Annotated in this window: 10 protein-coding genes; 2 read left to right on the forward strand and 8 right to left on the reverse strand. The window is 57.0% G+C overall.

The window, feature by feature from the left end; translation table 11 throughout:
• Positions 1-8: 8 nt before the first annotated feature.
• The 5 genes from GJ631_RS01945 to GJ631_RS01965 form a co-directional block, all read right to left on the reverse strand.
• Positions 9-1,097, reverse strand: a complete 1,089-nt coding sequence (locus GJ631_RS01945) for a glycerol dehydrogenase (protein WP_370518527.1) — start codon at positions 1,095-1,097, stop codon at positions 9-11.
• Between the two features lie 92 nt (positions 1,098-1,189).
• Complete coding sequence (gene hutH, locus GJ631_RS01950; RefSeq protein WP_156707539.1) at positions 1,190-2,758, reverse strand: histidine ammonia-lyase; 1,569 nt, start codon at positions 2,756-2,758, stop codon at positions 1,190-1,192.
• The gene (gene hutI, locus GJ631_RS01955) at positions 2,751-3,950 is read right to left on the reverse strand and encodes an imidazolonepropionase (protein WP_156707540.1); all 1,200 of its coding nucleotides are present in this window, start codon (positions 3,948-3,950) and stop codon (positions 2,751-2,753) included. Before hutI ends, hutH begins: the two co-directional genes overlap by 8 nt.
• A 49-nt stretch (positions 3,951-3,999) precedes the next feature.
• Complete coding sequence (hutU, locus tag GJ631_RS01960; protein WP_156707541.1) at positions 4,000-5,757, reverse strand: urocanate hydratase; 1,758 nt, start codon at positions 5,755-5,757, stop codon at positions 4,000-4,002.
• Positions 5,758-5,850: 93 nt separating this feature from the next.
• Entirely contained in the window at positions 5,851-7,014 is a 1,164-nt protein-coding gene (locus GJ631_RS01965; protein ID WP_156707542.1) for a pyridoxal phosphate-dependent aminotransferase, read from the reverse strand.
• Positions 7,015-7,331: 317 nt separating this feature from the next.
• On the opposite strand from GJ631_RS01965, the gene GJ631_RS01970 reads away from it, so the two are divergent.
• Both GJ631_RS01970 and GJ631_RS01975 read left to right on the forward strand, forming a co-directional pair.
• Positions 7,332-7,985 (forward strand): helix-turn-helix domain-containing protein, encoded by a 654-nt coding sequence (locus GJ631_RS01970; protein WP_197424715.1) that lies wholly within the window; start codon positions 7,332-7,334, stop codon positions 7,983-7,985.
• A 203-nt stretch (positions 7,986-8,188) separates the two neighbouring features.
• Positions 8,189-9,271 carry an ABC transporter ATP-binding protein gene (locus tag GJ631_RS01975; protein ID WP_197424716.1) on the forward strand — a complete coding sequence of 361 codons (1,083 nt, stop codon included), beginning with the start codon at positions 8,189-8,191 and terminating at the stop codon, positions 9,269-9,271.
• Positions 9,272-9,905: 634 nt separating this feature from the next.
• On the opposite strand, the gene GJ631_RS01985 is transcribed toward GJ631_RS01975, so the two are convergent.
• The 3 genes from GJ631_RS01985 to GJ631_RS01995 all read right to left on the reverse strand — a co-directional run bounded on the left by GJ631_RS01985 (position 9,906) and on the right by GJ631_RS01995 (position 12,834).
• Positions 9,906-10,886 (reverse strand): C-terminal binding protein, encoded by a 981-nt coding sequence (locus GJ631_RS01985; RefSeq protein ID WP_197424717.1) that lies wholly within the window; start codon positions 10,884-10,886, stop codon positions 9,906-9,908.
• 203 nt (positions 10,887-11,089) lie between these two features.
• Positions 11,090-11,533 (reverse strand): RidA family protein, encoded by a 444-nt coding sequence (locus GJ631_RS01990; RefSeq protein ID WP_156707545.1) that lies wholly within the window; start codon positions 11,531-11,533, stop codon positions 11,090-11,092.
• A gap of 50 nt (positions 11,534-11,583) precedes the next feature.
• Entirely contained in the window at positions 11,584-12,834 is a 1,251-nt protein-coding gene (locus tag GJ631_RS01995) for a Zn-dependent hydrolase (RefSeq protein ID WP_156707546.1), read from the reverse strand.
• Positions 12,835-12,905: the final 71 nt, after the last annotated feature.

Here is a 12,905-nt window from a genome sequence, read left to right on the forward strand (position 1 = left end):
CCGGCTGATCAGCCGTCTTTTAGCGTGCGACCGACGCGATCGGCCGTCTCAAGCGCGTTGACAACAGCTGAGGGTGTCACTTCGAACGGTTCGTTATGAATTGTCTCGACCGGCTCACAGGCTGCCTCGGCGGCCCGTCGAAGAGTCGCTGCGTCTGTCTCTGTAAGTCCGATCTCCTCGAGCGTAACTGGCAAGCCGAGTTCAATCGAAAGCTCGATAAATTCGTGGAGTTCGTCCTTCGGCCTTCCTTCCAAGACGAGCTGGGTGATCGTACCCAGATTAACCTTCTCTCCGTGGGTAGCACCGTGGAGATCGAGGTGTGTCAGGCCGTCGTGAATAGCGTGAGCAGCGGCTAGACCGCCGCTTTCGAAGCCGAGTCCGCTCATGAGCGTATTGGCTTCTACGACCGCTTCGACGCTTGGCGTTACTGCGTTTTGTTCGACGGCTGTTACAGCGGTGACACCGTGTTCGGTGATTGTCTCGTAGGCCTCTCGGGCGATTGCGTGTGCGGTCCGCGTTGAGTGGCCCTCAAAGACGTTCTTCGCGTGTGCCTGATACGCCGTATCAGCCTCAAACCACGTGGCGAGCGCGTCCGCGATACCGGACCGGAACAGCCGCGTCGGGGCAGCCGCGATGAGTTCGGTGTCGACGACAACGAGATCCGGGTTGAAGCCATGGAATTGGAGCGTTTCGAAATCACCTGCTTCGGTGTAGATGACCGACAGACTGCTCGTCGGTGCATCCGTGGAGGCGATCGTCGGTACAGTCACGATGGAGGTCTCAAGACGCGCAGCAACTGCCTTCGTGATGTCCAGCGTTCGTCCGCCGCCCGCACCGACAACGACATCAGTAGCGTCGATTTCATCGACGATTCTATCGATTCTATCATCCGTCGGGACCTCATCAAGTGCGATGGATTCAACGGTAAATCCCGATGCAGCAAGGCCGGTGCCCAACGGCTCAGCAACGATGTCGATAATCTGTTCGTCAAGAAGCAATGCGGCTTGGGAGCCATCAAACGAGAGATACTTCTCGATCGAGTCGATGACGCCCTGGCCCTGGACGTAGCGACCAGGTGACCCGAATATTCGGGTCACCGTGTAACCACCCCTGAATCGTCGTTATCAGCTCGCATGCAAGACCATACACCGTCTGCAATCATCAACGGACACCTGCCATGCGGAGAGGTCTACTCCAGTTCACCGTTGATTGCCCCCTCGACGTGATCGAGCAGTCTATCGTCGGCGATTATGTCTCGGACAGCATCCACGTCGGTGCCGACTGTCCGATCTTCATCGAGGAAGGGAACACGTTCGCGGATGGCCTCATAGGCGGCCCCTGTCCCAGTACCAGGAGTTAGTCCCTCTACGAAGTCCATCGCCTGTGCGGCACAGACCAGCTCCGCAGCGACAACGTGGCGCGTATTATTGACAATCTCACGAGCGCGATGAGCGCTCGTCGCACTCATGCTCACGTGGTCTTCTTGGTTGCCGCTGACCGGGATATTGTCCGTTGACGGGCGACCGATCGAGCGGTTCGTACTGACGAGATCAGCGGCCGTGTACTGGACGATCATGTATCCCGACTGGAGGCCATTGTCGTTGGTAAGGAATGCTGGAAGATGTTCCTCTTGGGTGTTCGGGTTGAGTAGCCGATCGATGCGGCGCTCGGCGATTGCGGCTACCTCAGTGAGCGCGCCGCTCAAATAATCTAGCGGGAGTGCAAGCGGTTCGCCGTGGAAATTTCCCCCGGAGAGGACTGCCGCGTTCTCAGTCCCGCTAGCGCGGTCGTCAACGCGGTTGGCGTCAAACACTAGTGGATTATCGGTCGCACTGTTGAGTTCCGTCGTTACGATTTCACGGAGATGTGTAAGTGAATCCCGCACCGCACCGTGGACCTGCGGCATACACCGGATCGAATAGGGATCCTGTACGCGGTCGCAGTTCCGGTGTGAGTCGATGATTTCCGAATCTTCGGTGAGGAGACGAAGATTCTTCGCTGTCTCTGAATGTCCGGGATGCGGGCGAACCTCGTGAATTCGAGGGTGGGCCGAGGCAGTAGTGCTCATCGTTACCTCTGTTGTCAAGGCACCAGCGATGTCGACCGCCTGCAGGATTCGCTCGGCATCACACACCACGAGCGAGGCGAGGGCGACCGTCAGTTGAGTGCCGTTGATGAGCGCGAGCCCTTCTTTTGCTTGAAGGTCGACCGGTTCAAGCCCTCGACGGTCGAGTGCCGCCTCGCTAGACAGCCGGTCCCCATCGACGAAGGCTTCCCCTTCACCGATAAAGACGAGCGCAAGATGTGCCAACGGTGCAAGATCGCCGCTTGCTCCCAGACTTCCTTTTGATTTTACGACCGGATGGACGCCTTCGTTGAGCATATCGACAAGAAGATCGATGACACGCTCGCGGATGCCTGAAAACCCCTTTACGAGTGCGTTTAGACGCGTGACCATCATCCCACGGACTTCGGGGACGGTGAGGTTCTCTCCGGCCCCCGCGGCGTGACTCCGGATCAGGTTTTGCTGGAGAGACTCGATATCGGATGCAGGGATGCGTTTCTGGACGAGTTCTCCGAATCCGGTGTTAACACCATAGACTGCTTCTCCGGTGTCGAGGATATCCTCGATACGTTCCCGAGAAGTACGGACTGCTTCGCGGGCCTCCTCGGTGACGGTGACCGTTGCATTGTGTCGGGCTACCGCCTCGACATCTTCGGGCGTCAAGCTTTCCCCGTCGACGACGACCTCAGTCATGATACACCACATCTCCGTCCTTGAGGACCGCCTCGATCGTACTGATGCCGAAATTGTATGGAATTTCGTCCACACTCGATACCGAGGAGATGATCACGTCGCCGGGGGCACCCACTTGGAGTGTCCCGGTCCCGTCGGTTCGGTTGAGCGCCTGAGCGGCGACTGCTGTCGCCGATCGAAGGGCTTGCTCTGGGACCATTCGCATCCCGTGGCACGCCAAATCAACGGCGAATTCCATGCTCATCGAGTGACAGTTAGGGTTGAAGTCCGTCGCGATGGCAACCTCATCAAACAGTGTGGGATCTGCGTACTCAGTATCGAGTGTGAATGCTGTGCCAGGGAGCAAAACGGGCGTAACATCGGCGGCAGCGAGTGCGTCCGCATCCTCGGCGGTTGCCTGCAGCAGGTGGTCAGCACTGGCTGCGCCGATGTCGGCAGCCAGCTGAGCGCCACCAATGCGTTCGAATTCTTCGGCGTGAATCTTCGGCGTCAGCCCGGTGTCCGCTCCTGCCTCAAGCACCCGGCGAGACTGTTCAGTGGTAAAGACACCTGCCTCACAGAATACGTCACAAAACTCGGCTAAGTCGTCGACTGCGGGCAGTTGGGTATCGATGACCTCATCGACGTACTCGTCGGTGCTGGATCCCTCTGGGACGTCGTGGGCCCCCATAAACGTGGGGACGACATCGATAGGGTGTCGGCTGGCAGCCACGTCGATCGCCTCCAGAAGTTTTCGTTCGGCCTCAACGGTGAGGCCGTATCCGGATTTTACCTCGGCTGTAGTCGTCCCGTGAGCCAGCATCTGATCAAGCCGTGCTAACAGTAGCTTAACGAGTTCCGACGTGGAGGCCTCTCGGACTGCCTCGACAGTGCGCAAGATTCCGCCCCCTTCGTCCCGGATTTCTTGATAGGTTTTCCCCTCAAGCTTTGCAGTAAACTCACCAGAACGGTCGCCCGAAAATACGGCGTGAGTGTGTGAGTCGACAAACCCAGGGAGGACAACCTTCCCCGACGCGTCAATCGCTCCTGCTGCGTTTTCAGCTGGAAACTCACGCGTTACGTCGTCACTCGATCCGCTTGCTACGATACTCCCCTCGCTAATCGCAACAGCGCCATCTTCTATTCGGTCGACACCCGATTCAGTGAGTTTGAGGAGCTCTCCAGCGTCGTGAATAACGGTGTACTCAGTCATGGGCTACTGTTTGATTGATCATCAGTGATCCCGGGTAGGATATGTAACATCACTCATCACTCTCCATGGGGATCACTACGTTCGAGCGCTCTGCCTCGTCAAAAGCAGTCTCGTAGCCGGCATCAGCATGTCGGATGACCCCCATCCCAGGATCGGTAGTGAACACTCGTTTGGCTGTTTTAGCCGCACGCTCCGACCCGTCAAGGACGACATGGTTGTTGGTGTGGACGGCGTTACCGATGCCGACACCGCCACCGTCGTGAACGCTGACGATATCTGCACCCGCGGCACAGTTCAGAAGAGCGTTCAGTATCGGCCAATCGGCGACGGCGTCGCTACCGTCCTTCATCGCCTCCGTCTCCCGGTTCGGTGAGGCGACACTCCCCGCGTCGAGGTGGTCTCGTGTTACAACAATCGGAGCCGTGATTTCGCCGTCGGCAACGAGTTGGTTGATTCGGAGGGCGAACTGTGCGCGTTCGGTTAGCTCGTCGTCTGGGTCGATGGAATCGATATCGTCGAGGCCAACCTCGGCCGCCCGAGTCGTTTCATAACCGAGCCAGCATACCCGTGATGGCAGTCCCTGAAACTCGACGTGTTCTTGGGCAAGATTGATCCATCGACGCAGTCGCTCCTTTGTCGGGAACAGCTCTAGTACCGCGTCGTCCGTCCGGTAGATGTCGGACTCCTCACCGGAGAGCGCAAGCCACCGGAACGGCCCCTGTCCCTGACAGAACATTGGTCGGATGTACGCCGGGACAAACCCGGGGAAATCGAATGCGTCCTCGCGTCCTCGATGCTCTTTAACCTGTCCGCGGATGTTGTTTCCGTACTCGAAGGCAACCGCACCGGCACGTTGCATCTCCAGTATCGCGTCGACGTGCCGCTCCATCGTGTCGAGGCTCTCTTTACGGTAGCGTTCCGGGTCCCGTTCGCGCAGGTCATCGGCCTCGGCAACAGTGTAGCCGCTCGGATAGTATCCCTCCAGTGCATCGTGAGCCGATGTCTGATCCGTGACTACGTCAGGGATCACCTCTCGTTCGAGAAGCTCTTCGTACATGTCTGCCGCGTTCATGTGTACACCGACGCTGTAGGGCTCACCGGCTTCGACTGCGGCTTGTGCGCGCTCAATTGCCTCATCAAGATCGTCAGCCATCTCCTGGCAGTAACCCGTATCAATTCGACGTTGGATACGATCCGCGTCGATGTCGGCAACCAAGCAGACGCCCTTGTTCATCGTGACGGCAAGCGGCTGGGCACCACCCATTCCACCCAAGCCCGCGGTGACGGTGAGCTGTCCCGATAAATCGCCTCCAAAGTGTTCGTCGGCACACTTCGCCAATGTCTCGTAGGTCCCCTGGATGATACCTTGGGTGCCGATGTAGGCCCACGAGCCGGCAGTCATCTGACCGTACATCATGAGTCCCTCTGCCTCCAGTTCGTGGAAGTGCTCCCAGTCATCCCAGTGGCCGACGAGGTTCGAGTTTGCGATGAGCACACGGGGAGACGTTTCGTGGGTCTTGAACCGTCCGACCGGCTTGCCGCTCTGGACGAGCAAGGTTTCGTCGTCTTCGAGTGAGGTGAGCTGGTCCATAATCGCGTCATAGGCGTCCCAGCTACGGGCGGCACGGCCGGTTCCGCCATAAACGACGAGGCGTTCGGGGTCCTCACCAACCTCCGGGTCGAGGTTGTTATTCAACAGTCGTAGTGCTGCTTCCTGTTGCCAGCCGTTCGTTCGCAACTCCGTTCCCGTTGGGGCACCCTTGAGCTCCTGCCATCTGGAACTGGGCTGGCTCTGATTGTCGGACATCGTTCTCAATGTAACCTAGAGTAACGACAAACAAAGACATAGAACCGTCATATGGTGATTAATTTAAATAGGCAGTTGAACCGAGGCACTCGCTTAGGATTCAACCACGTGTTGGAATCGGTCCATTGCTTTCCGGATCGTCTCGGCGTCCGTGGCGTACGAAAACCGCAAGAATCCTTCACCCCCTGGCCCAAAGACAGACCCCGGGACGGATCCGACGTGTGCGTCTTCTAAGAGTTTCATCGTGAGTTCGCGGCTGGATTCCGTTACTGCAGAGACATCAGCAAAGACGTAAAACGCCCCTTTGGGATTGCCGGGTTGGACGCCGTCAATGTCGCGCAATCGATCGAGGATGAGCGCGCGCCGATCGGCGAACGACGCATGAATCTCTTCGACGACTTCAGGATGATCAAGCGCGGCGCGAGCGGCAATCTGGGAGGGTTCGGCGGCACAGGAGACGGTGTGCTCTTGGAGCACCCGCATCGCCGAGATAACGTCCGCTGGACCCGATGCATAGCCGAGCCGCCATCCAGTCATTGCATATGATTTCGAGAAACTGTGGACGGTAATCGTCCGCTCGAAGATAGCAGGATCGCTGGCAAGGGAGTGATGTGTCGCGTCGTCGTAAACGAGATCTTCGTAGGTCTCGTCCAGAATCCCCCAAAGATCTAATTCGGTGAGCAGTTCCCCAATTCCGCGGAGTCGGTCAGGCGGAATGACAGCCCCTGTCGGATTATTGGGCGTGTTCAGGAGAATGCCAACGGTGTCATCGGTCACTGCCGCCCGGATGTCTGCGATTGTAGGAACGAAATTCTCCTCCTGGGAGGTCGGAACTGCCACAAGCGATGCACCCGCACTCGCGAGATGGCCTTCGTAATTCGGCCAGTACGGCGCGGGCACGAGAACCTCGTCACCCACCTCACAGAGGACCTGCGTCGCGGTGAAGATCGCACCCATCGCTCCAGGTGTGACGACGAGTTCTGAGAGCGGGTCGGCGTCGATTCCATTTCGGTTTTTAAGCTTGGCTGACAGCGCCTCTCGAAGTTCCTCACGGCCAAGTGTCTGAGTATAGCTTCCGACACCCTCGTCAATCGCGTCTCTAACCGCATTGGCGATCGGTTCGGGAGTCTCGAAATCCGGTTCGCCGATGCTCATATCGTACAATTCGTCGTATTCCTGTGCCGCGTCGAAGATTTCTCGAATGCCTGATTCGGGCATCCGTGTAGCTCGCCTCGCAAAATCGGATTCCTCGAACATACGATAACGGGTTGGGACCGCAGGGAAACGATATCCCCTCCATACGGTGGCCCCGTTTCTGAGTGGTATACGCATGGCGAGGTCTGCAAACCGACCAATCTGTGGCGTACTATTTTTTCAGAGATAAATAAATGTCTATTCGGAAGTTAGCAGTATAAATATAATATTATCCGATATCTCTGGAGTATTTTGTGAAAATCGGTATAGTTATCTCCAGTGAGCAAGGAAGGTTTCAACACTCGGTTGACGGTTACCAACGATGAACACGATACAGATTGGAGGAAATATTAATGAGCACACCTAAGTTAGACACTACCATGCACACGGCATCGTTTAGTATCAATGACTCAAGCGCGTTCGGCGAAGTTACCGCACAGACCAACCGAACAATCAGACTGTGGTGCAACGAGGATCGGGACTTGCTCCACGTGGCAGGCCCCATTGACGATGAGGTATTAGAGCACCTACGGTCGACCGTCGGTATCCAAGGGCAGATGAGCCAACAAGACGAGGGGATTATCGTTACGAAAGGGTGTCTGAGAGAACGATCGAGCGGCTATCTCGAAGAGTACGCCCAGGGTGCCGGCTGTCTGTTGGTCGCGCCGCTACGATACGAGCGCGGTGAGAAGCGCTTCCAAGTGGTTGCCCTCGAATCCTCCCAGATTTCGCAGTTCTATCACGACTTGGTCGAGGATGGTAAACACGTGACTGTCGACTCCAAACGGAAGCTCCAGAGCGTCGATCTGAATCGGAATGAGCCGCTAATCGCGCCCAACGACATGATATCGGATTTTACACGCCGCCAGCGCGAAGTCCTCAAGACGGCTCATAACGACGGGTACTACGAACTGCCCCGCAAGACCACGACGGAAGAGATCGCCGAAAAACTCGGCATCACCCGTCGAACCGTCGAAGAACACCTTCGCCGGGGCGAAAAGAAAGTAATGGACGGATTCATTGGACAGATTTGAAGCTTGCTCCGACGACTCGGCCGCAAGTAGTCTCGGCGAGAGTAGCAGCCCTCATCGACATGCAGGGAAAAGGGTATGAACGATCACGCCGCTGTATCGCACGTGAATTTAACTGACCCGCCATGCGGAGGGCCGTATTATGTCTCCAAGGACCGAGCAGGATCGGCCAACAGACGATGGTAAGCCAAGGATTCGACGAAAACGTGACTGACAGTACAGACTCTGTCGTCCGCATCGATAGCGTGACCAAGGACTTCGGCTCCCTCCGTGCGGTCGACGATGTGACGATTCCGATAGAGGACGGCGAATTTATGACGATCCTCGGGCCGAGTGGTGCAGGCAAGACAACCCTGTTGCACATGATCGCTGGCTTCGAAACGCCCACTTCCGGCGAAATATACATCAACGACGAGCCGGTTTCGGATGAGCCGCCGTACGAACGTGACATCGGCCTCGTCTTCCAGAGCCACGCGCTGTTCCCCCACATGACTGTCAAAGAGAACATCGCATTCCCACTCAAAATGCGACGTGAGAACGTGGAGGATATTACTGAGAAAGTTACCGATGTGCTTGAACTCGTTCGTCTCCCGACCGATTACATGGACAAGCCGGTCAACGATCTCTCCGGGGGCCAACAACAGCGCGTCGCGTTCGCCCGTGCGATCGTTTACGAACCGACGCTGTTGTTGCTCGACGAGCCGCTGAGTTCGCTCGATAAGAAACTCCGAGAAGAAATGCGAGCAGAGTTAACTCGAATCCACGAGGAGACTGAACTAACTATCGTCCACGTCACCCACAATCAGACCGAGGCGCTCTCGATGGCGGACCGCATTGCGGTAATTCGCGACGGTGGTCTTGAACAGCTGGCTCCCGCCCAGGAGTTATATGCCGCTCCGGAGACGCCATTCGTCGCCGATTTTATTGGCAACACGACACTGCTCAATGGAACGATTACCAACCACGATGAGGAGACAGCGACTGTTGCCGTCAAAGATACGACAATCCAGATTCCGAGCAAAATCGGGGCGGACCACTCGGATGTCGTTATCGCGCTCAGAGCCGAACACGTCACGCTCGATTCAGATGGCGTGAATAAATTCCAAGGCACGCTTGAACAGGTGTCCTTCGAGGGCGACCAAACACAGTATCACGTCTCTGTACCCGCCTTCGGAGAGACAATCCGGCTCGTTACCCAAAATCGTGGCGAACGAATCACCCACGAACGGGGTGACACGGTCACAATCGGGTGGGATCCCGAGAACGTGTTCGTTTATCCAGACGATTGATACCCTCTCCGCTCGGAACGCAAACTCCGTCGAACGCCGCGGCGATGAAGATATCACCAGATACCTCCTTTGTTTCTGGCAGATCTGTAGGGGCTTGCCTCGAAAACATAAATCTCGATACCTTCTCTTTATATCTAATTGATATTTCTTGCGACGAACATCGTTGGCTTTCGCGCTGCTCCCACTGTAATCGGTTTCTTCCACAAATCTCTCGGTACAGAGGGTGTATCGCTCAGCTAGTCACGTAGCCAGTCACTTCTGTAAAGATAGCCGGGTATTCCAGCAGTACACACTGCTGCAATACCGAATGCGATTATTCCTGTCGGATCAGGAACGAAGAGCATACCAAGAGTGCTTCCTGTGAACAGACCGATAATGAGGCAAAGGCCAAGGCGGATGGAAGGACCGGCCATGCTCAAGTCTTCTGCTATAAATATAAATTACTGACCGACTTGCAGATCTATGTAACGGCTCTTTCACCGACAATAGGGGTCCGGCTGTGTGGCACAGCCATCAGTAAACCTGTTCGACCACGAGAGCGGGATGTTTCGTACGAGAGAACTATTCGTATCGTAGACTGACAAACCTCCTAACTGCGGGACGGGAAGCCTCGCTGTTTACCACGAGGAGCATGTCACAAATCGAGTGCGTCCGGATTCACAATCCCCTCCGTATCTTCACCCCGATAGGCCTCGACGGCGATTTCTGTCCCCTGGCGCCGGAGGATGCGTGCAGTCCGCGTCGAGTACCAAGCTGCGTGAGGCGTCACGAGCACGTCATTTCGGTCGAGAAGTGGGTTCTCAGCGCTTGGTGGTTCCTGTTGGAGGACGTCGAGTCCAGCTCCTCGGAGTCGGTCGTCATCGAGGGCGTCGAGAAGGGCGTCCTCATCGAGGATGTCACCGCGCGCCGTATTGATAATAATCGCGTCATCGTGTAGGCGTGCGATTGCGTCAGCATCAATCATCTCTTCGGTCTCATCCGTCAGCGGTGCGTGGATCGAGAGAATGTCGGCCGTCGAGAGTAGCGTCTCGAAGCCGACAGGTCGAACTCCTTCGGCCTCGATGGTCGCATCCTCGACGTAAGGATCGTACGCGCAGACATCAAAACCGAGAGAAAGTGCCTTCTCGGCAGTGGCTCGGCCCTTGTTTCCGAATGCAAGGAGCCCGACGGTGAGTTCCGAGACCGGACGCAACGGCGCGGCATCAGAAAATTCCCACCTCGCGTCAACGGCGGCCGCGTCGTAGGTTGGGATTCCACGAGCGAACGCCAGCATAAGCGAGAGTGCGTGCATCCCAACCTCGTCGTTACAGTAGTGTGGGACGCGAGTCACGCGAATCCCACGATCGGTCGCGGCAGCGATGTCGATGCCGTCTATTCCAGTCGCATAACGTGAGACCACCGAACACCCTGTCGCATCCATACTCTCGGCTGAGACCCCGGTATAATGTGAGAGCAGGAGATCTGCAGAGCCGACCCTGTCGGGGATCTCCTCGTCAGTACAGTCAATTCCCTCAACCACGACATCATCTAGAAGGCTTTCGAAGTGTTCTCGCTCCGCTTCTACGTCGCCGAACCAATCGGGGTCGAGCATGACAACGCGTGTCGTCTCGTTCATAAAGAGGAAATCTCGCCATGTCGAATATACCTACTGCCTCCATATGTGCCTCGGTCGGTTCGGCTGCCTGACTTCCCACCATCTGACATCGTGGACTTTCGCGCCGCTTCCAGTGTGAGTGCTCATAGATACTTCCGTCAACCGATACTGGTGGTTGCCGAGACGATGCAATGAGTATCCACGAACAGGTACAACAGCCGGTATCAGAGCTCCCGAATCACGTCGCCATCGGGCTCGATCGAAGCCACGTCCTCTTCAGCGAAGGGCACCTCTACCTCAATCTCGACGAGATACTCCTCGTTCGCCAACTGTTCGTGGCCCAAGACGGTGTGACATGGGTAGGGTTCAGAAAACGTCTCCCAGTAAACTGTCTTGTAGCCATCGTAGTAGTGGGTCTCTGGGTCGACGATATGTGTGGTGACTTTCGCCACGTCGGCGTACGTCTTGCCAACCGTTTCGAGGAGGATTCCCACGTTCTCGTAGGCTTTTCTGGCTTGGGTCTCGATGTCATCACCGATGACGTTCGAATCTGAATCCATTGCCACCTGCCCAGCCATGTAGAATGTCCCGTCGTGGAGTATCGCGTGGTTATACCCGATCTCCCGGGCGTCTTTCAGTTCTGGGGGGTTGATCGCATAGCGAGTCATACCCAAACGTCTGGTGACGCTCACAAAAGGGTAACACCTCCAGACGGTGGTTACGAGGCTTCCGACGCCAAGGACTGTACTGCCCCAGCGAGGACACCGCTGGCGATCGCACAGTCCTCCCAGTCAGTCCATTCCCGCGGAGAGTGTGAGACTCCATCCTCCGACGGCGCAAATAGGAGTCCAGCATCCGTCACGCCGCCGACGTTCGCTGTGTCGTGCATTGCGGCCGAGTAGAGCCGAATCGATTCAGTGTTCGGCTCCGTCGCGGCGGCCGCTGCAGACAGACAGCGTTCGCTCATCGCGATGGGTGAGGTGTTTCGATATCGCGAGAGGGACGTAGTGACGTTACGGTGGTGCTCGATACGCTCGAGACTCGATCGACAGCGCTCGACGATCGTATCCATTGTCTCCTGGTCGACATCCCGAATATCAAGCTGGTACCGCACCCGTTCTGGGATAATATTCCGTACGTTCGGTTCGATGCTGCCTTCTCCGACGGTGCCGACGGCAGCCTCGTGAGTCGTTGCGACCTCCTCGGCGATTCGTTCAAGCGTGAGGACGAATTCCGAACCCGCCGCGAGCGCGTCCGATCGTTCGAACATCGGAGTCGCGCCCGCGTGATCGGCTGTTCCGGTTACCGTCACCTCGCAGTTCGTGATACCTGTAATCGACTCCACGATACCGACGGCGGCGCCAGCGTCGGTCAACCGCGTTCCCTGTTCGATGTGTAACTCCATCCAGGCGTCCCACTTGCCGACGTCTATCGTCCCTTCCCCACGAAATCCGATTTCGTCGAGGCGTTCCTGCAACGTGATACCGTCGGCGTCTTCTAGCTTGAGGGCCTCTCGCGTGCTGAGTTCGCCACTCGCTACGGAAGACCCAAGCGTACCGACACCGAATCGAGCCCCTTCCTCCTCAGTAAAGCTGACTACCTCGATTGGTCTGTCGAGCGTGACATCGGTTTCCTGCATCGTCCGAACGCCCTCAAGGGCGCCGTAGGTGCCGAGGGGGCCATCGAAGATGCCGCCGCGTGGGACGGAGTCGAGATGACTTCCAAAGGCGATGGGGGCCAAATCGGGGTCGCAACCGGGGGGATTCCACCGTCCGACGATGTTTCCCACCGCATCGTAACGGACCTCGAGGTCAGCGTCCTCGAGACGGGTGACAAAGTACTCTCGGACCCGCTTGTCCGCCTCACTCCCCGTGAGAACGGTGCGCCCTCGGCCCTCCTCCGTGGCCACCTCCCCGAACGTCGCATTCGTTTCGATATCATCCCGAAGTCGCTCCGTGTCCAGCTTCATGCATCTGCCTGTTAGTCAAATCCGATAAACTCTCAACCCCCATGTGGCGAGTGGCCACCATATGGAGTGAG

Source organism: Natronomonas sp. CBA1123, assembly GCF_009741925.1.
GTDB lineage: Archaea > Halobacteriota > Halobacteria > Halobacteriales > Haloarculaceae > Natronomonas.

Excerpts from the sequence above, each read along its gene's own strand:
- hutH (WP_156707539.1), bottom strand. The coding sequence starts at position 2,758 with ATGACTGAGGTCGTCGTCGACGGGGAAAGCTTGACGCCCGAAGATGTC.
- hutI (WP_156707540.1), bottom strand. The coding sequence starts at position 3,950 with ATGACTGAGTACACCGTTATTCACGACGCTGGAGAGCTCCTCAAACTC.
- hutU (WP_156707541.1), bottom strand. The coding sequence starts at position 5,757 with ATGTCCGACAATCAGAGCCAGCCCAGTTCCAGATGGCAGGAGCTCAAG.
- GJ631_RS01965 (WP_156707542.1), bottom strand. The coding sequence starts at position 7,014 with ATGTTCGAGGAATCCGATTTTGCGAGGCGAGCTACACGGATGCCCGAA.
- GJ631_RS01970 (WP_197424715.1), top strand. The coding sequence starts at position 7,332 with ATGCACACGGCATCGTTTAGTATCAATGACTCAAGCGCGTTCGGCGAA.
- GJ631_RS01985 (WP_197424717.1), bottom strand. The coding sequence starts at position 10,886 with ATGAACGAGACGACACGCGTTGTCATGCTCGACCCCGATTGGTTCGGC.
- GJ631_RS01990 (WP_156707545.1), bottom strand. The coding sequence starts at position 11,533 with ATGACTCGCTATGCGATCAACCCCCCAGAACTGAAAGACGCCCGGGAG.
- GJ631_RS01995 (WP_156707546.1), bottom strand. The coding sequence starts at position 12,834 with ATGAAGCTGGACACGGAGCGACTTCGGGATGATATCGAAACGAATGCG.